Origin of the sequence: Streptomyces sp. DT2A-34 (genome assembly GCF_030499515.1) — a bacterium.
GTDB lineage: Bacteria > Actinomycetota > Actinomycetes > Streptomycetales > Streptomycetaceae > Streptomyces.
Genome location: NZ_JASTWJ010000001.1, coordinates 2,609,669 through 2,627,982, shown reverse-complemented (window position 1 = coordinate 2,627,982; position 18,314 = coordinate 2,609,669). Strand labels below are relative to the sequence as shown.

Here is an 18,314-nt window from a genome sequence, read left to right as displayed (position 1 = left end):
GACATGGCACCGCGGCTCCGACCGCCTCAGCGCCGCAGATTCCTACGTGCGAGGAGGCCCAGCGATGACATCCACCCCTGTCCGTCCGGCGGACCGTCCGGCTCGTGTCCGTGAGCCGTCCGTCGACGTCGGTGCGTACTTCGACCTGGACCGGGGCCTGATCGACCGGACGATCTTCAGCGACACCGGCCTCTACCGGCAGGAGCTGCGCCGCGTCTTCGCGCCGAGCTGGCTGTTCCTCGCGCACGAGAGCCAGTTCAGCAAGCCCGGCGACTTCTTCACCACGTACATGGGCGAGGACCCGGTCATCGTCACGCTGGGCCGTGACCGGAAGCTGCGGGCCTTCCTCAATGCCTGCCGCCACCGGGGCATGCGGGTCTGCCGCGCCGACGCGGGCGCCACGAAGGCGTTCACGTGCAGCTATCACGGCTGGGCCTACGACACCTCCGGCAAGCTGATCAACGTACCCAACGGCGAGGACTATCCGGCCCACTTCGACCAGGACCAGTGGGGACTGATCGAGGTCGCGCAGCTCGACACGTACAAGGGACTCGTCTTCGCGACCTGGAACCCCGAGGCCCCGCCACTGCGCGAGGCGCTCGGCGGCCTCGCCTGGTACCTGGACGCGATGCTCGACCGCGATCCGGAGGGCACCGAGGTCGTCGGCGGGGTGCACAAGTGGGTGCTGGAGGGCAACTGGAAGCTGGCCGCCGAGCAGTTCGCCTCCGACTGGTACCACGTCAACATCTCGCACGCCTCGGCGCTGATGGTCATGTCGCCGACGGGCAAGGGGCCGAAGGCGGAGATCGTGCAGACGCCGGGACGGCAGTACACCGACCCGCTCGGCCACGGGCACGGCTTCCCCACCCACCCGAAGAGCCGCTTCGACGACCGGGTCGTGCACGGCCACTACGACTACGACGCGCTGCGCGAACGCCTCGGTGACGCCCGCGTCGAGGGGCCGATGACCACCGGTCACGGCACCGTCTTCCCCAACTTCTCCTACCTGCCGGTCAACGGCTCCATCCGCGTCTGGCACCCGAAGGGCCTGGACAAGATGGAGGTCTGGGCGTGGACGATCGTCGACAGGTCGATGCCGGACGAGGTCAAGGACGCCCAACGGATCTACAACCTGCGGACGTTCGGGCCGACCGGCATCTTCGAGCAGGACGACGGCGAGAACTGGAGCGAGGTCCAGGCCACCGCCCACGGCTTCGTGTCCGGCTCCATGACCCTCAACTACCAGATGGGCCTGGGACTTCAGACCCAGGACGGCATCCACCCCGGCACCACCGGACACCTCTACAGCGACGGCGCCGCACGCGGCTTCTACACCCGCTGGCGCGACCTGATGAACACGCCCGCCTGGCACGAGAAGGACAGTTGATGAGCACGAGCACCACCAGCACTGGTATTCGCGTGGCCGCCGATGGCGACATCGAGGACGGCGAGGCGCTGAAGGTACCCGTCGAGACCACCGGTCACGGCGACGCGATCGCCGTTTTCCACGACGGTGGCGCTTACTACGCCCTCGACGACACCTGCTCCCATGGCCAGGCCTCGCTGGCCGAGGGCTGGATCGAGGGCGGCGAGGTGGAGTGTCCGCTGCACAGCGCCCGCTTCTGCCTGAAGTCCGGCGAGCCGCAGTGCATGCCCGCCACCGTCGCCGCGCGCACCCATCGGGTCGAGGTCCGTGAAGGCGGCATCTGGCTGTACCCCGGCCAGGAGGCCACCGCATGAGCGACCTGCGGCGCATCGCCGTCGTCGGTGCGGGCCTGGCGGCCGTCTCGGCCTGCGACGCCCTGCGCACCCAGGGCTACGACGGGGAGCTCGTGCTGTACTCCGCCGAGAGCGGGCTGCCGTACGACCGTCCGCCGCTCAGCAAGGACGTACTGCTGGGCAAGGCCCGGCGCGAGGACGTCCTGCTGCGGCCGGAGCAGTGGTACGAGGAGCAGCGCGTCGACCTGCGCGAGGGCACCCGGGTCCGGGCGATCCGCCCGCACGAGGGCGGCCTGGAGCTGATCGACGGGTCGGTCGTGGGCGCCGACCGGATCGTGCTGGCCACCGGTGGCACGCCCCGCGCGCTGCCCGTGCCCGGCGGCGACGACCCGGCCGTACACCTGCTGCGCACCTGGGAGGACGCCGAGCGGCTGCGGGAACGCCTGCTGCCCGGCGCCCGGGTGGCCGTGGTCGGGGCCGGACTGATCGGCGCCGAGACCGCGGCCGTCGCCCGCGCCCTGGGCTGCCGCGTGACCCTGGTCGACCCGGTTCCGGTGCCGCTGGCCGCGGTGGTCGGGGACGACATCGCGGGTGCGCTGCATCTGCGGCACTCCGCCGAGGGCATCGACGTGGTCACCGCCGGTGTCGAGCGCGTCGAGCGCCGCCCGGGCGGTCTCGGTGTCCTGCTGCACCTCAACGGTTACGGCGGTCCCCTGTCCGCCGACACGGTGGTGGTCGGCATCGGGATCCGGCCGGCCACCGAACTGGCCGAGGCCGCCGGACTCGCCGTGGACAACGGCATCGTGGTCGACGCAGGTCAGCGCACCTCTCACCCGAACGTCTTCGCCATCGGTGATGTGGCACGCCGGGACGGGCATCGCGTACGGCACGAGCACTGGGAGGCCGCCCAGCAGGACGGCGAGGCCGCCGCCCACGGCATCCTCGGCCGCCCTGTTCCGGAGCCCGGCGCCCCATGGTTCTGGTCCGACCGGCACGGCTCGCGACTGGAGGCGGTCGGCACGATGGCTGACGCCGAGCGGACCGTCCTGCGCGGCGCGCCTGACAGCGGTGCCTTCACCGTCTTCGGCCTGCGTGGCGACCGGGTGGTGGCTGCGGCCTCCATCGACCGCGCCCGGGACATCAAGGCCGCTCGCCGTCTCGTCGACCGCCGCATCGTGGTCGACCCGGCGCACCTGGCCGACGAGAGCACCGACCTGCGCGCTGCGCTCCGCTGAGGGCGCCGTGTTTCCGGGGCTGCGCCCCAGACCCCCGATCTGGGGCAGCCACGGGATGTTGTCGGTTCACCGCGGGACGTCTGTGGCTGGTCGCGCCCACGCGGCGGAGCCGCATACCGACACAGCCCCGCGCCCCTCAACCGCGCTGCCCGACCCCCTGCTGTGCCATCCACCGGCACGCGTGCTGCCCCGAACCATCCCCTCCGCGCTGGAATGACAGCCGAGCGCGGACCGCAGGAGGACCCACCGATGAGCACCCACCCCCTGGAGTCGACGGCACCCTCGTCCGTCCCGTACGACGACATCCGGCTCCACTTCGAGGTGCAGCGGCTCTACGCCGTCGAGGCGCAACTGCTCGACCAGCACCGCTACGCCGACTGGCTGGAGCTGTTCGCCGACGACCTGCACTACTGGGCGCCGGTGCGCACCAACCGACTGCGCCGCCAGCAGGCCCTGGCCGACGGCTCGCCCGGCGAGGTGGCCATCTTCGACGAGACCAAGGCGAGTCTCGCGTGGCGGATCCGCCGCTTCGACTCGGGCATGGCGTGGGCCGAGGACCCGCCCTCACGGACCCGGCACCTGATCACCAACGTGACGGTACGGCCGGGCGACAACCCCGCCGAGTACGTCGCCGAGTCGGCGTTCCTCTGCTACCGCAACCGTCTGGAGCGCGAGGTCGACATCTACGCCGGCGGCCGCACCGACGTCCTGCGCCGCACCGAGGACGGCGGCCTGCTGATCGCCCGCCGCACGATCCTGCTCGACCAGAACGTCCTGCTCGCCAAGAACATCAGCACCTTCCTGTGATGACCGACCGGAGACCCACGTGAGCACTGCACAGACTGAAGAGCCGAAGCTCGTCGAGCACACCGTGCAGACGACGCTCGGGACCATCGCGGTCAGCGAGGCCGGCGAGGGCCCGGTGCTGGTGATGCTGCACGGCGGCGGCCCCGGTGCGAGCGCGATGGCGAACTACCACCAGAACCTGGCCGCCCTCACCCCGCACTTCCGGGTCGTGCTGCCCGACCAGCCCGGCTTCGGCGGCAGCTACCGGCCCACCGAGGCGGACCTGGACGCCCGCAGCATCACCGAGATCACGGTCGACGCGCTGCTGCAGACCCTGGACGCCCTCGGCATCGACCGGTTCCATCTGCTGGGCAACAGCCTCGGCGGCGCCGCCGCCATCGCCACCGCGCTCGAAGCCCCCGAGCGGGTGGAGAAGCTGGTGCTCATGGCGCCGGGCGGCGGCTGGTTGCCGTTCGGACCGACCCCGACCGAGGGGCAGAAGGCGATGTTCCGCTACTACAACGGCGAGGGCCCGACGGTGAAGAAGATGCGGGACTTCATCCGCGTCATGACCGCCGAGCCGAAACGCTGGGAGGACACCGTCCAGGCCCGCTACGAGGCCTCCTTGGACGAGTCCCACATCGCCTTCTACCACGCCTACAACGCGGCCTTCGCCAAGCGGCACGGCATGGACCCGCTCTGGCAGCGCGTCCACAAGATCAAGGCGCCGACCCTTCTGCTGTGGGGCCGCGACGACCGTACGATCACCCTCGACGGCGCCCAGCTGATGCTCAAGCAGATCCGAGACGTCCAGCTGCATGTCTTCGGCGGTTGCGGCCACTGGGTGCAGTTGGAGCGGCAGCAGGAGTTCGAGCGCCTCGTCACCGACTTCCTCGGTGCCCGGTGATGGGCGGCTGGCTGGAGGGCGAGGTCGCCCTGATCACCGGCGGCGGCTCCGGCATCGGCCGCGCGGTCGCCCTGCGCTATCTCGCCGAGGGCGGAAGTGTTGCCGTCCTCGGCCGAAGCGCCGACCAGCTCCAGGAAGTCGTCGAGGCAGCGGGGGACCTGGGGCAGCGCGTGCTGACCGTCGCCGGTGACGTGCGTTCCCCGGATGATCTGCACCGTGCGGTCGAGGCGACCGTGGAGCGCTTCGGCAAGCTGGACATCCTCGTTCCGAATGCCGGAATCTGGGACTACCACCGCAGTGTCACCCGGCTGTCCGGCAAGGAGCTGTCAGAGGCGTTCGACGAGGTCTTCGGCATCAACGTCAAGGGCTACGTCCTGGCCGTGGAGGCCGCCTGGCGGGAACTGGTCCGCAGTCGCGGGAGCATCGTCATGACCCTCTCCAACGCCTCCTTCCACACCGACGGCGGCGGCTCCCTCTACACCGCCAGCAAACACGCCTGCCTCGGTCTGCTCCGCCAGTTCGCCTACGAACTGGCACCAAGGGTCCGCGTCAACGGCGTCGCCGTCGGCGGCATGCGCACCAAGCTGCGCGGCCCCGAGAGCCTGGGGCTGCAGGACCGCACGCTGGAGGCGTCCTTCGCCAAGAACGAGGCGTCCGGCGACAAGCAGCCGCCGCTCATCCCCTTGTACGACTCCAGCGTCGAGCCCGAGGATTTCACCGGCCCGTACGTCCTGCTCGCTTCCCGCGCCAACAGCGGCACTGTCACCGGAGCCGTCATCCCCGCCGACGGTGGCATCGCCGTACGCGGCTTCCGCACTCCCGCCGGCGGCGCCGGCCTGTAGAAACCCTCCGCCTCCCGTACGACAGTCGTCGAGTACGACAGCCATTGAAGGAGCCGCCGCCATGGCCGCCGTCGACATCAGCCCCGCAGCCGCGCTGCACCGCAGAGCCAAGTACCCCACGCCCACCGCCCTCCTCTACGAGGGGCAGGAGTTCTCCGCCGCCCAGCTCAGCCGCACCGCCATCGAGCTGGCCGCCGGACTCGCCGAGCAGGGGCTGCGCCGCGGCGACCGCGTCGCCTACCTGGGCTTCAACAGCGTCACCTTCTTCCACGCGCTGTTCGCCGCCGCCCACCTCGGGGCCGTCTTCGTCCCTGTCAACTTCCGCCTCGCCGCGGACGAGGTACGTCACCTCCTCACCGACAGCGGAGCCCACACCGTGATCGTCGAGGAGGGGCACCGAGAACTGGTGGAGTCGGTCCTCGGTGACATCCCCGCCCGCCGCCACATCCTGGTCGACACCGACCCCGCCTGCCCCGCCGCCGTCGCGCCCGCGACCGTGTGGACGCCGCTGTCGGAGCTGCTCGGCCCCGGTCGGCCCGAACGGGAGCCGGTGCCGCTGCACGACGACGATCTCGGCGCCCTGATGTACACCTCCGGCACGACCGGTCGCCCCAAGGGCGTCATGCTCACCCACGGCAACCTGTGGTGGAACGCCGTCAACGTCGACAGCATGGTGGACACCCGCTCCGACGACGTGAACCTGGCCGCCGCCCCCCTCTTCCACATCGGCGGCCTCAACGCCCTCACCCTGCGCACCCTGCTGCGCGGCGGCACCGTCGTCCTGCGCCGCGGCTTCGATCCCGCACAGTGCCTGGAGGACCTCGTCCAGCACCGGGTGAGCACCTTCTTCGCGGTCCCCGCCATGTACGCCGCCCTCGCCCGCACACCCGGCTTCGCCGACGCCGACCTGGGAGCCCTGCGCTCCGCGGTGGTCGCGGGCGCACCCGTCCCGCCGCAGCTGATCAAGGACTACGCCGAACGCGGCATCCTGCTCCAGCAGGCCTGGGGGCTCACCGAGACGGCCCCCTTCGCCACGTACCTGCCCGTCGAGCTGACGCTGGAGAAGGCGGGCTCGGCCGGCGCCCCCATGCCGTACACCGAGATCTGCCTCGCCGATCCCGTCACCGGCGCCAGGATCGCCGAGGCCGACACCCGCGGCGAGATCTGCGTCCGCGGACCCAACGTCACCCCCGGCTACTGGAACAACCCGGAGGCGACCCGCGCCGCCTTCGACGACGCCGGCTGGTTCCACACCGGCGACATCGCCCACCGCGACAAAGAGGGCTTCTACTACATCGTCGACCGGCTGAAGGACATGATCATCAGCGGTGGCGAGAACATCTACCCGGCCGAGGTGGAGCGCGTCCTCGCCGCCTGCCCCGGCGTCCTGGAGGCGGCCGTCATCGGCGTACCCGACCCGAGATGGGGCGAGACCGTCCAGGCCGTTCTCACCTGTGCGCCCGGAACCTCGCTCACGCTGGAAGAGGTACGGGAGTTCGCCGGCCGGCACCTCGCCCGCTACAAGCTCCCCACCCGGCTCATGCTCGTCGCCCAACTGCCCCGCAACGCCAGCGGCAAGCTCGCCAAGGGCGAACTGCGCCGACTGGTCGAGGCGGATGCCGAGCCGGCCGCCGACACGGTGTGAGCCCGTCATGACCACGTCCCTCGAAGTGCAGCCGCCGCCCGAGCCCGCCCTCGGCGGCTGGACGCTGCGCCCGCTCGACGACGCCGGTCACGGTGTCCACGCGTACGCCGTCGCCCCGCGCGGCGGCGGCACACCGGTCGAGCTGCGCCTGCACCGCGTCCAGCACCATCCGCTGCGCGCCTGCTATCCGTACGGCGCGTACGACATCGCCGTTGGGCTGGTCCTGGTCGAGAACGCCGAGAACATGGCCGGTCGGCTGCTGAACGACCTCGTCCCCGCGCTGTTCACCGCCGACCCGAACTGCCGCCGTGTGGTCGCGGCACCGGCCGAGGACGACACCGCCACCCAGCGCGTCTTCGAAGCGGGCGGCTTCCGCCGGGTCGCCGAGGCGGACCTGCCGGACGGCAGCGTCGTGCTGTTCACGGCGGAACCGTCCTGGCTGGCCGACCTCCCTACGGCCTTGGACGACATGCCCCACTGACCCCGCTTCCCCTCAAGTCGGCCGACGGCACAGGCACAAGACCTGGCCGTCGGCCGCGGACGTTCACCCCGGGCGTTTTGAGGGGCGCGGGGAACTGCGCGACCAGCCACGTACGTCCCGCAGCAGACAGAAAACATCACGTGGCAACCCCTGATCGGGGGTCTGGGGCGCAGCCCCAGAAACAACGGAGCCCGTGCTGCACAGCGGCACACGCGCTAGGGCCCAGCACCAGGCCGCGGTCAACCTAATCCCGTGCTTGCCGCTATCGCCATCTCCCAGAGCGCCACCGACCCCCTCTCCGGGCTCGCGCTGCGCGACGACGTACCGGAGCCCGCACCGAAGCCCGGCTGGTCCCGGGTCCGTGTCGTGGCCTCCTCGCTGAACATGCACGACCTGTGGACCCTGCGGGGCGTCGGTCACCCTCCCGAGCGGCTCCCGATCGTCCTCGGCTGCGACGCGGCCGGATACGACGAGGACGGCAACGAGGTGATCGTCCACCCGGTGCTCGGCGACCCGGACGCCGGCCGCGGCGACGAGACGCTGGACCCGAACCGGGCGCTGCTGTCCGAGCAGCACGACGGTGCCTTCGCGGAGTACGTCACCGTGCCGACCCGCAACCTGGTGCCCAAGCCCGCGTGGCTGTCGTTCGACGAGGCCGCCTGTCTGCCGGTCGCCTGGACCACGGCCTACCGCATGCTGTTCACCCAGGCCCGGATCACCGCCGGCGACCGGGTCCTGGTGCAGGGCGCCGGCGGCGGAGTCGCCTCCGCCGCGATCAAGCTCGCGGTGGCCGCGGGCGCCGTCGTATACGCCACCAGCCGCAGCGAGGACAAGCGTGCCGAAGCCGTCACCTGGGGCGCGCGCGCCGCCGTACCCACCGGTGAACGGCTGCCCGAGAAGGTCGACGTCGTCGTCGAGACGGTCGGCGAGGCGACCTGGTCGCACTCGCTGAAGTCCCTGCGGCCCGGCGGCACGGTCGTGATCGCCGGAGCCACCAGCGGCACCAACCCGCCCGCCGACCTGGGCCGCGTCTTCTACCTCCAGCAGCGCATCCTCGGCTCCACCGGCTGCACCCGCGCCGAACTCGTCGCGATGCTTCGCATGCTCGACGCGACCGGAGTCCGTCCGGTGATCGACCGGACTCTGCCCCTCACGGACATCCACAAGGGATTCCAGCTCATGATCGACGGCGGGCTGACCGGAAAGCTCGTCATCCACCCGTCGGCTTCCCGCCCCCAGCCCCAGCAGTAAGGAACGCCCATGCCCGCAGCAGCCGTCGGGCTGTCCCACTCGCCCCTCATCGGCAAGAACGACCCGGACCCGGAGGTCCTGGTCCGTGTCGACGAGGCCGTGGACACCGCGAGGACCTTCATCCGCGCCTTCGACCCGGATTTGGTCGTGCTCTACGCACCCGACCACTACAACGGCTTCTTCTACAAGGAGATGCCGCCCTTCTGCCTGGCCACCGAGGCGCACGCGGTGGGTGACTTCGGTACGGCCGCCGGACCGCTGTCCGTCGACACCGTCGCCGCGAAGGCACTGGCCCAGGGCGCACTCGACCGCGGTATCGACCTCACCGTCTCCGCCCGGATGACCGTCGACCACGGTTTCGCACAGCCGCTGGAGGTCCTCTTCGGCGGCATCGACCAGGTACCGGTCGTGCCCGTCTTCGTCAACGGCGTTGCCACACCGCTGGGTCCGGTGAGCCGCATCAGGGCCCTGGGGACCGCGCTCGGGGAGTCCGCCGCCGTACTCGACCGCCGCGTGCTGTTCCTCGCCTCCGGTGGTCTCTCACACGACCCGCCCGTACCGGTGCTGGACGGGGCGCCACCCCGAGTCGCCGACGCGCTCATCGAGGGCCACCCGCTGACCCCCGAGCAGCGTGCGAAGGGCGAACAGCGGGTCGTCCAGGCGGGCCGCGACTACGCCGCCGGGTCGAGCGCGATGACCCCGATCAACCCTGCCTGGGACAACCGTCTCCTCGACCACCTGGAACGCGGCGAGTTGGCGGAGTTCGACTCCTGGACCGTGGACGGGATGGCCAAGGAGGCAGGCGGCTCCGCCCACGAAGTCCGCACGTGGATCGCCGCGTTCGCCTCCCTCGCCGTCTCCGGACCGTACGAGATGACCTCCCGCTTCTACGAGGCCATCCCCGCGTGGATCGCCGGGTTCGCCGTGGCCACGGCAGAGGGGCGGTAACCGGCATGACGCACAGGTCAGTTGACACCCACGCGGTTGCCCGGGCCGCCAGCCTCCTCGCCGCCGCTCTGGACGAGGGCCGGCCCGTCGCACCCGTACGGGACCTCCTCGGCGAACACGACGTCGCCGCCGCCTACGCCGTACAACAGGAGCTCACCCGTCGCAGGCTGGCGGACGGTGCCGTCGTCGTGGGCCGCAAGATCGGCCTGACCTCACCCGCCGTGCAACGCCAACTCGGCGTCGATCAACCAGACTTCGGCGTGCTCTTCGCCGACATGGACGTCTCGGGTCTGCCCGAGGTGCCGTCCGGGCGGCTGCTCCAGCCCAAGGCCGAGGCGGAGATCGCCTTCGTGCTCAAGGAGGACCTGGCCGACGGCGACCTGACCCCGGCACGGATACGGGCCGCCGTCGATCACGCGGTCGCCGCGCTGGAGATCGTCGACAGCCGCATCGCCGACTGGGACATCTCCCTCACCGACACGGTCGCGGACAACGCCTCCAGCGGACTGTTCGTCCTGGCCGAACACCGGCTCACCCTCGACGAGTTCGAGCCCCGCGAGACCTCCATGCGGCTGTACGCCGACGACGTGCTCGTCTCCGAGGGCTCCGGCGCCGCGTGCCTCGGCGACCCGCTGAACGCCCTGGCCTGGCTGGCCCGCACCGCACGGGAGTTCGGTGAGCCGCTGCGCGCGGGCCAGGTCGTCCTGTCCGGCGCGCTCGGCCCCATGGTCCCCACCCCGCCCGGAACCCGGATCCGTGCCGAGATCAGCTCGCTCGGCGAGGTGACCGCCGCCTTCTCCGAAAAGGCCGCCTCTTCAGAAGAGAGCAACGCATGACGAAGACCAAGGTCGCCATCATCGGATCCGGCAACATCGGCACCGACCTGATGATCAAGATCCTGCGCCTGTCGGACACCTTGGAAGTGGCTGCCCTGGTCGGCATCGACCCGGCGTCCGACGGCCTCGCGCGCGCCGCCCGCCTCAAGGTCCCCACGACCCACGAAGGTGTGGACGGCCTGATCTCGATGCCGCACTTCGACGACATCGAGATCGTCTTCGACGCCACCTCGGCCAAGGCCCACCTGGCCAACGCCCACAAGCTGGCGCCGTACGGCAAGAAGATCGTCGATCTCACGCCCGCGGCCGTCGGACCGTTCGTGGTCCCGCCGGTCAATCTCGACGAGCACCTCAATGCGGGAGCCGACAACCTCAACATGGTCACCTGCGGTGGCCAGGCGACCATCCCCATGGTCGCGGCCGTCTCCGCCGTGACCGACGTCCACTACGCGGAGATCGTGGCCTCCATCGCCTCCAGGTCGGCCGGGCCCGGCACCCGCGCCAACATCGACGAGTTCACCGAGACCACCTCCCACGCCATCGAGACCGTCGGCGGCGCCGCGCGCGGCAAGGCGATCATCATCCTCAACCCCGCCGAGCCGCCACTGATCATGCGGGACACCGTGCTCTGCCTCACCGGTGACGTCGACCAGGACGCCGTGCGCGCCTCCGTCAAGGAGATGGCCGAACGGGTGGCCCAGTACGTGCCCGGCTACCGCCTCAAGCAGGAGGTGCAGTTCGCCCCCGTCGCCGAGGACGAACCGGTGCACACCCTGGTGCCGGACGGCGCCGGTCCGGTGACCACCCGCATCTCGGTTTTCCTCGAAGTCGAGGGCGCCGCCCACTACTTGCCGGCCTACGCCGGAAACCTCGACATCATGACGTCGGCCGCGCTGCGGGTCGCCGAGTCGATCGCCCGGCGCAGCACCCTTCCCGCGGAGGCCCACCGATGAGCCGCAGCCTGTACATCCAGGACGTCACCCTGCGCGACGGCATGCACGCCATCCGGCACCGCATCGACCCCGCCGACGTGAGCCGCGTCGCCGCCGCTCTCGACGCGGCGGGCGTCGACGCGATCGAGGTCGCGCACGGCGACGGCCTGGCCGGCGGGTCGCTCAACTACGGACCCGGCAGCCACACCGACTGGGAATGGATCGAGGCGGCGGCGGACGCGATCGAGAACGCGGTCCTCACCACGCTCCTCCTGCCCGGCATCGGCACCATCGCCGAACTGGAGCGCGCCCACGCCCTGGGCGTCCGCTCGGTCCGCATCGCCACCCACTGCACCGAGGCCGACATCTCCGCCCAGCACATCGCCAAGGCCCGCGACCTCGGCATGGACGTCTCCGGCTTCCTGATGATGAGCCACATGGCCCCGGCCGCCGAACTCGCCGCCCAGGCCCAGCTCATGGAGTCCTACGGCGCCCACTGCGTGTACGTCACCGACTCCGGCGGCCGGCTCACCCTGGACGGCATGCGCGAGCGCGTCCGCGCCTACCGCGACGTCCTCGACCCGGCCACCGAGATCGGCGTGCACGCGCACGAAAACCTGTCCCTGTCGGTCGCCAACAGCGTCGTTGCCGTGGAGGAAGGCGTCACCCGGGTCGACGCGTCCCTCGCCGGACAGGGCGCGGGCGCGGGCAACTGTCCCATCGAGGCCTTCATCGCGGTGGCCAACTTGCAGGAGTGGCAGCACGGTTGCGATCTGCTCGCCCTTCAGGACGCCGCCGACGATCTGGTCCGACCGCTGCGCGACCGCCCGGTCCAGGTGGACCGCGAGACCCTCACCCTCGGCTACGCGGGCGTCTACTCCTCCTTCCTGCGCCACGCCGAGCTCGCCGCCGCACGCTACGGCGTCGACGCCCGCGCGCTCCTGTTGGAGGTCGGCCGCCGGGGCTTGGTCGGCGGGCAGGAGGACATGATCGTGGACATCGCCCTCGACCTCGCGTCGGTCGAGGCGACACCGGTGAGCTGAGCACGGATTGACCGCGGCGTCTTGGACGCCGGCAGAAGGCACGGGAACGGGGTCACGCCCGGTATGGGCGTGACCCCGTTCCTGTGGGTCAGTGTCGCTCTGCGCGGCCATCGTCGACCGGCTCACCTTCGGCGGCAACATCATCGAGACTGGCTAGGGACCGGACGCGTGATCGACGGGGAGGGGTCAATCCTTACGGCCAGTCGCGGCGACGGTGACACCGAGACCGATCATGGTGAGCCCACCGATCCCGCCGACCAGGGAGAGCCGCTGCGGTGAACGGGCGAACCAGTCCCGGGCGGTGGCCGCGACGAGCCCCCACACCATGTCGGAAGCAATGGCAATGATGTTGAAGACCAGGCCGAGCATCAGCATCTGAACCGCGACATGCCCCTGACCACGGTCGACGAACTGCGGCAGTACGGCGGCGAAGAACACGATGGTCTTGGGGTTGGTCACGCCGACCGCGAACCCCTCCCCACACGTCCGCAGACCGCCCTGCGCAGCCCCCACACCTGTGACCGCGGCCTGCAGCGAACCCCGCTCGCGCCACGCCTTGACGCCGAGATACACCAAGTACGCGGCACCAGCCAGCTTGAGCACCGTGAAGGCAAGAACCGAGCGTTCCACCACCGAACCGACTCCGAACGCCACGGCCACGATGAGCACATAGGCGCCGATCGTGTTCCCCAGGACCGTGGTCAGTGCGGCACGGCGCCCCTGCGCCAGCGCCCGTCCGATCACGAACAGCACGCTGGGGCCGGGAATCACGATCAGTAGGAACGACATGGCCGCGAAGGCGAGTAAACGGTCGACAGACACCATGACGCTCATGCAAGCACGGGCTGAGCTCGCCCTTCCAGCCAGTTTCCTCATCCGGTCCGGCCTCCCGGGGGTGGGCCAATCTCCCGCCTCCGACGACTTGGCCGCCGTGTTCCTGTCGCTCGGCACCGCGCTGTTCCTGGTCGGCCTCGCCTGCTTCCACCGTCCCCTGTCCCACAGGATGAGTCCGAGCAGTACCAGCGCGGTGGCGACCAGCGCGACCTGCGGCATCTGCGGGACTGGATCGTGCTGGCCGACGGCGCCCGCCACCAACTCGACCTGATCCACGCCGAAGCCGCTCGCCGCGACATCCGGCTGAGCGTCCGGCTCGACTTCGTCCACGTTGCCGAGTACTGCTGGACGGCCGCGCAAGCATTCCACCCGCCGGGCAGCCGCGAGGCCGAGACCTGAGCCGCGGCAAACTCACCGCGATCCCCGTTGGGACACGCCGACTGCGCGGCCACCAAGATGACCGCGCAGGCCGCTGCCCAGCACCTGTCCGCCGCCCGCCGCGACGTCGTCGCCCTCTGCCACCGCTACCTCGCCAGCCACCCCGACCAGCTCCACTACGTCGCCGTGAAGTGCGAGTGTCTCCGCTGCTGTGAAGAGGCTGGTCACAGGACTTCCGTCCCTGGTGACTTGAAGTGGGGCGGGTAGCACTTTGCGCGGAGCCAAGCATCGAGGGCCGGCGCCACGACATCTCCGTGCGGTACGCCGGTGTCGACGTGGTGGCGGCGGACCCGGCGCTGGAGCCGCGCTCGTAGGCTGCTGAAAGGTGTTCCGCCCAGCAAAGGGCGTATCGCTTCGGGGGAGCAGGACGTATCCATTCAGGCCCTCAACCTGCTTGCCGACATCCGCGAACGCACGCACATCTCCTATGTGCTGATCAGCCCTCACCGTTCATGCGCTTGGGTCTGGAACTCGGCATGAAGGTCGGCGTCGGTGCGCCTGGTGGCGCAACGTGCCGCCGTACGCGGCCTGATACGTGCTAAGGCTCCCCCTGGTCTGCCGCGCAGGCAGTCGATACCGGAGTGCGTTCTGGCGTCCGAGGGCGGCGTGTGTCGATAGCTGTCGCGTAGTCGGCGATGCGCCGCAGCAATTCCAGACGTGTGCAGGGGTGGTGCTGTGACGAGGAAGAACACGAACACCGCGATGGCACCGAGGAAGACACCGACCTCGGGACGGGCCGGCAGACGCAGTGCCAGGGGGCGCTGCTGGGTCCGTCCGTCCTTCTCCTCGCTGGGGCCGGGGGGCGGCGGTGTGGTCACCGCCGGCGCTGCCTGTTGGGTCGTGCTCATCACCGGGTGCCCTTCGAGGCGAATTCGGCGACCGCGGCGACGTTGTCCTTGTTGATGAAGGCGGGGCCGGTCAGGACGGGGGCGGTGCCGCCGCCGCTGAAGTTGCCGTTGGTCTTGTACAGCCACAGGGAGTCGACGGAGAGGTAGCCCTGGAGGTAGGGCTGCTGATCGACGGCGGTGAGGGCGAAGGGGGCGCCGAGGGTGACGACCTGGTCGATGGAGGAGTCCTGCCCGCCGACCGTCCTAGCGTCGCGTCAGATGAACGGCCCCCGCCGATGCACCGCCGTACGCCCCACCGTCGCCGCCAGTTTGCGCAGTCGGCGCCAGTCCAGACGGGGGCCGGGCTGTGGGACGCCGGGGCGTTTGCGTGGGACGCGGACGCGCAGGGCGCCGGGGGTGATGCGGCAGTGGACCGGGGCGGGCAGGACGAGGGCCTCGCCGTCTATGCCGGCCTCGATCTCCGCACGGTCGGCCTCGATGACCACGTCGGGCGCGGTGAGGATGGTGAGGCCGCCCGGCGCGGGGTCGAGCAGCAGTCCGGCGGCCTCTGCCGCGCTGTCCACCCTTATGCCGAGGACGCCGAGGACGGCCGCGTCGAGACGGTCGCGGCGGCCGAGTCCGAAGGGATCGTCCGTGCGGTAGGGGTTGTTGCTGACCAGCAAGGCATGCGGAGCGTCGAGCGTGGTGCCGCCTGCACGGGCCGTCAGCCGCGGGCCCTGCTGACGGGTGAGCAGGTCGGGCAGCAGCTCCAGGCTGGTGCCGATCTTGTCGTCGCGGTAGCCGGGGCTCTGCACGATGGCCGCGTACGCCCCGAAGGAGGCGTTGTTGACGAAGGGCCGGCCGTTCGCGAAGCCGAGGTCGACGCGGAGTTCCACGCCGTCGGTGAGCGCGTCGAGGCAGGTGGAGGGGTCGTCGCGGTCGAGGCCGAGGTCCATGGCGAAGTGGTTGCGAGTGCCGGCGCTGATCACCAGGAACGGGATGTCGTACGCGGCGGCGACCGCCGCGACCAGCGCCTGGGTGCCGTCACCGCCCGCGACGCCCAGCAGGTCGGCGCCGTCCGCCACGGCCTTGCGGGCGAGGGCGGTGACGTCCTGGTGCTGCTCCGGGTCGAGCAGGATGACGCGGGCGCCGAGGCGCTCGGCCTTCTCCTGGAGAGCGAAGCGGACCACCTTCCCGCCGCCCGAGCGCGGGTTCATGATCAGATACGGCCGCTGCGGCGGCGGCGCCTTCCGCTCCCGCATCACCCGCACCCGGGGGCTGCCCGTGCCCCGCAGCGCGTACCGGCCGCTCCAGACGGCCACCGCCCACAGCGCCACGGACGCCAGCAGCGCCCAGAAGAGGGTGGCCGCGAACAGGGCCACGACAGCGGCAGGCACCGCCAGGGCCAGGGCGGCCGCGGCCCAGCGCACCGGTCCGCGCAGGGTCAGCGTCCACCACACGGCGACCGCGCTGAGGCCCAGCCCCGCGGCCCCGGCCACCAGCAGCACAACGCCGCCGATGCCGCCGTAGGCGAGTGGCACGAGTACCGCGAGCCCTGCCGCGGCCAATGCCGTCCGCGCCGCCCACCGTTGTGCTCGGTAGGCCCGCCCGGTCAAGTCCAAGCCCATGATTTCTCCGTCCGCCGCGGACATCGTAGGGCCCGGTCCGTCGCGGACCGGACGGCAGCGGTGAGGGGCCTGCCGGACCCCGCTTTCGAACGTGTTCAACTCCAGGCGTACGCTGCCCCCATGAGCGACAGAGCCGCCCTGCTCAAGGGCATCCGCATCTGGCTGGCCTCCTTCGTCGTCTGCCTGGTGCTCAGCGGCGCCACGGCCTTCCCCCTCGTCCACGAACTGCGCTGGACCGAGGACCTGTTGCGCTCTCTGCCCGTGCCGGAGCACCTCCCCGGCCTTATGGACTGGATCGAACGCGTCCGGCACGGACTCGACACCGCCGACGCCGACTACCCCTTCCTCCTCTACGGCACGGACTGGCTGGCCTTCGCCCACCTCGTCATCGCGGTCGCCTTCTACGGCCCTTACCGCGACCCCGTCCGCAACATCTGGGTCGTCGAGTTCGGGATGATCGCCTGCGCCGGCATCATCCCGCTCGCCCTCATCTGCGGGCCGATCCGCGACATTCCCTTCTGGTGGTCGGTGATCGACATGTCGTTCGGCGTCTTCGGGGTGATCCCGCTGTACGTCGTACGGAAGAAGATCAAGCGACTTGAGGCGCTGACCGAAGCGTCGGCACCTCCGGCCGCCGCTGCCGTCGCCGTCAGCGGTTGAACGCCGGGAACGCGAAGCGCTGGGCGAGGGCCAGGCCGTCGCCCTTCGCGTCGGCCGAGTTGACGGAGTAGACGACCGTCCGGGACAGGTCACGGGTGGCCGCGACGACGGTGTGATAGCCGGGGCGGGCGCCCGTCTTGCCCCATATGGCCTTGCCGTTCAGTTCGTAACGCTCCATCCCCGCACTCATGGTGGCCCCGTCGACGGCCGGGACCGTGAACATCTCCTTCAACTGCGGCTCGGGTACGACCTGACCGCGGAACAGGGCGAAGACCAGCCGATCCAGGTCTGCCGTCGTCGAGATCATGTCGCCGGCCGCGAACCGGTCGGACATGTTCCACTCGGTGACGTCGACCAGCCTGCCGTCGATCCAGTCGTACCCGCGGTTGTGCGGGCCGTGGATACGGGGGTCGGGGCCGGCCGGGAACGAGGTGTGCCGCATGCCGAGGGGGCGGAAGATCCGTACGGCCGCCTGGTGGGCGTACGAGTCGCCGGTGACCTTCTCGATCAGCATGCCGAGCACGGTGTAGTGGATGTTGCCGTACCGCTGGTGCTCGCCGGGCGCGTGGTCGGGGTCGGGACCCTTGGCGACCGACGCGGCCACCACCTCCTGCGAGGTCAGCGTCTCGAAGCGGTGCTCGTAGCCGTCGTCGACGTCCTCGCCGAGGGACGCGCCCGGCTGCAGGCCGCTGGTGAAGTTCAGCAACTGCCGTACGGTGATGGGCGCGAAGTCCTTCGTGAGCAGGCCCGGCAGGTACTGCTGCACGGTCCCGTCGAGGGAGATCCGCCCCTCGGCGGCGAGTTGCAGCACGATCGCCGAGGTCACGATCTTCGTCGTCGAACCGGCGCGGAAGCGGGCGTTCTCCAGCGCGGGCGCTCCGGTTCTCATGTCGCGCACACCGGCCACGCCGTGCCAGCTTCCCTTGCCGCCCACGCGGATCAGCGCGGCCGTCGCGTCCTTGTCGGGCAGTCCGGCGAGTGCCGCGCACAGAGCCCCGACGTCGGGGCCGTCCGCCGGGGCGGCCTCGATCGCCCGCGCGCTGCACGACGACGACGCGGGGCGCGCGGAGGCCGTCCCGGCCAGCGGCAGCGCGGTCAGGGTCAGGGCGAGCGCTGAGGTGAGGAGGGCGGGAAGCGGGCGTACGGGCATCTGCTGCTCCTGAGGCGGGCGGGAGGTCCGATGGACGTCCGGTGGGAGGTCCGTGATCATCGTCGGGCCGTACGGCCCCGGCCGAATCGTCGGTGAGGAGGGGCTCGGACCCTGGGAGACCCCGGAGCAAATGCCGTACACAGCAAGGGCGT

The 18,314-nt window shown here is 70.8% G+C and carries 17 protein-coding genes and 3 pseudogenes; 15 read left to right on the top strand and 5 right to left on the bottom strand.

Annotated elements, in window-relative coordinates; all coding sequences use genetic code 11:
• Positions 1 to 64: 64 nt before the first annotated feature.
• The 13 genes from QQM39_RS11330 (at position 65) to dmpG (ending at position 12,625) form a co-directional block, all read left to right on the top strand.
• A complete protein-coding gene (locus QQM39_RS11330) occupies positions 65 to 1,387 on the top strand; it encodes an aromatic ring-hydroxylating dioxygenase subunit alpha (RefSeq protein ID WP_301996573.1) in 1,323 nt (440 codons plus the stop codon).
• Positions 1,387 to 1,740, top strand: coding sequence for a bifunctional 3-phenylpropionate/cinnamic acid dioxygenase ferredoxin subunit (locus QQM39_RS11325; RefSeq protein WP_301996572.1), 354 nt, complete (start codon positions 1,387 to 1,389; stop codon positions 1,738 to 1,740). The genes QQM39_RS11330 and QQM39_RS11325 overlap by 1 nt, the downstream gene beginning before the upstream one ends.
• The gene (locus tag QQM39_RS11320; protein WP_301996571.1) at positions 1,737 to 2,954 is read left to right on the top strand and encodes an NAD(P)/FAD-dependent oxidoreductase; all 1,218 of its coding nucleotides are present in this window, start codon (positions 1,737 to 1,739) and stop codon (positions 2,952 to 2,954) included. Before QQM39_RS11325 ends, QQM39_RS11320 begins: the two co-directional genes overlap by 4 nt.
• A gap of 249 nt (positions 2,955 to 3,203) precedes the next feature.
• On the top strand, positions 3,204 to 3,761 hold the full coding sequence (locus tag QQM39_RS11315; protein ID WP_301996570.1) for a 3-phenylpropionate/cinnamic acid dioxygenase subunit beta: 558 nt from the start codon (positions 3,204 to 3,206) through the stop codon (positions 3,759 to 3,761).
• A gap of 19 nt (positions 3,762 to 3,780) precedes the next feature.
• Positions 3,781 to 4,647, top strand: a complete 867-nt coding sequence (locus QQM39_RS11310) for an alpha/beta fold hydrolase (protein WP_301996569.1) — start codon at positions 3,781 to 3,783, stop codon at positions 4,645 to 4,647.
• Positions 4,647 to 5,489, top strand: coding sequence for a 3-(cis-5,6-dihydroxycyclohexa-1,3-dien-1-yl)propanoate dehydrogenase (hcaB, locus tag QQM39_RS11305; RefSeq protein WP_301996568.1), 843 nt, complete (start codon positions 4,647 to 4,649; stop codon positions 5,487 to 5,489). The genes QQM39_RS11310 and hcaB overlap by 1 nt, the downstream gene beginning before the upstream one ends.
• 61 nt (positions 5,490 to 5,550) lie before the next feature.
• Complete coding sequence (locus QQM39_RS11300) at positions 5,551 to 7,134, top strand: long-chain fatty acid--CoA ligase (protein ID WP_301996567.1); 1,584 nt, start codon at positions 5,551 to 5,553, stop codon at positions 7,132 to 7,134.
• A 7-nt stretch (positions 7,135 to 7,141) separates the two neighbouring features.
• Positions 7,142 to 7,615, top strand: a complete 474-nt coding sequence (locus QQM39_RS11295; protein ID WP_301996566.1) for a GNAT family N-acetyltransferase — start codon at positions 7,142 to 7,144, stop codon at positions 7,613 to 7,615.
• A 252-nt stretch (positions 7,616 to 7,867) separates the two neighbouring features.
• Positions 7,868 to 8,866, top strand: coding sequence for a zinc-binding dehydrogenase (locus QQM39_RS11290; protein WP_301996565.1), 999 nt, complete (start codon positions 7,868 to 7,870; stop codon positions 8,864 to 8,866).
• Between the two features lie 9 nt (positions 8,867 to 8,875).
• Entirely contained in the window at positions 8,876 to 9,814 is a 939-nt protein-coding gene (locus QQM39_RS11285) for a 3-carboxyethylcatechol 2,3-dioxygenase (RefSeq protein WP_301996564.1), read from the top strand.
• A 5-nt stretch (positions 9,815 to 9,819) separates the two neighbouring features.
• Positions 9,820 to 10,650, top strand: a complete 831-nt coding sequence (locus tag QQM39_RS11280) for a 2-keto-4-pentenoate hydratase (protein ID WP_301996563.1) — start codon at positions 9,820 to 9,822, stop codon at positions 10,648 to 10,650.
• Positions 10,647 to 11,603 (top strand): acetaldehyde dehydrogenase (acetylating), encoded by a 957-nt coding sequence (locus QQM39_RS11275; RefSeq protein ID WP_301996562.1) that lies wholly within the window; start codon positions 10,647 to 10,649, stop codon positions 11,601 to 11,603. Before QQM39_RS11280 ends, QQM39_RS11275 begins: the two co-directional genes overlap by 4 nt.
• Positions 11,600 to 12,625: a 4-hydroxy-2-oxovalerate aldolase gene (dmpG, locus tag QQM39_RS11270; RefSeq protein WP_301996561.1), complete on the top strand. Its 1,026-nt coding sequence runs from the start codon at positions 11,600 to 11,602 to the stop codon at positions 12,623 to 12,625. Before QQM39_RS11275 ends, dmpG begins: the two co-directional genes overlap by 4 nt.
• Positions 12,626 to 12,811: 186 nt before the next feature.
• On the opposite strand, the gene QQM39_RS11265 is transcribed toward dmpG, so the two are convergent.
• Positions 12,812 to 13,450 (bottom strand): LysE family translocator, encoded by a 639-nt coding sequence (locus tag QQM39_RS11265; RefSeq protein ID WP_301996560.1) that lies wholly within the window; start codon positions 13,448 to 13,450, stop codon positions 12,812 to 12,814.
• A gap of 30 nt (positions 13,451 to 13,480) precedes the next feature.
• On the opposite strand from QQM39_RS11265, the pseudogene QQM39_RS11260 reads away from it, so the two are divergent.
• Positions 13,481 to 14,023: pseudogene (locus QQM39_RS11260) on the top strand (ISKra4 family transposase); the annotation flags it as partial.
• Between the two features lie 536 nt (positions 14,024 to 14,559).
• Here the strand turns inward: QQM39_RS11260 and QQM39_RS11255 are convergent.
• The 3 genes and pseudogenes from QQM39_RS11255 to QQM39_RS11245 form a co-directional block, all read right to left on the bottom strand.
• A pseudogene (locus QQM39_RS11255) lies at positions 14,560 to 14,745 on the bottom strand (ABC transporter permease); the annotation flags it as partial.
• Positions 14,745 to 14,975: pseudogene (locus QQM39_RS11250) on the bottom strand (sugar ABC transporter substrate-binding protein); the annotation flags it as partial. The pseudogenes QQM39_RS11255 and QQM39_RS11250, both read right to left, overlap by 1 nt.
• 24 nt (positions 14,976 to 14,999) lie before the next feature.
• On the bottom strand, positions 15,000 to 16,352 hold the full coding sequence (locus tag QQM39_RS11245; protein ID WP_301996559.1) for a diacylglycerol kinase family protein: 1,353 nt from the start codon (positions 16,350 to 16,352) through the stop codon (positions 15,000 to 15,002).
• 120 nt (positions 16,353 to 16,472) lie between these two features.
• Here QQM39_RS11245 and QQM39_RS11240 point away from each other — a divergent pair, with 120 nt between their 5' ends.
• The gene (locus QQM39_RS11240) at positions 16,473 to 17,012 is read left to right on the top strand and encodes a hypothetical protein (protein WP_301996558.1); all 540 of its coding nucleotides are present in this window, start codon (positions 16,473 to 16,475) and stop codon (positions 17,010 to 17,012) included.
• On the opposite strand, the gene QQM39_RS11235 is transcribed toward QQM39_RS11240, so the two are convergent.
• Complete coding sequence (locus QQM39_RS11235; RefSeq protein ID WP_302003548.1) at positions 17,002 to 18,162, bottom strand: serine hydrolase; 1,161 nt, start codon at positions 18,160 to 18,162, stop codon at positions 17,002 to 17,004. The genes QQM39_RS11240 and QQM39_RS11235 overlap by 11 nt on opposite strands.
• Positions 18,163 to 18,314 lie beyond the last annotated feature (152 nt).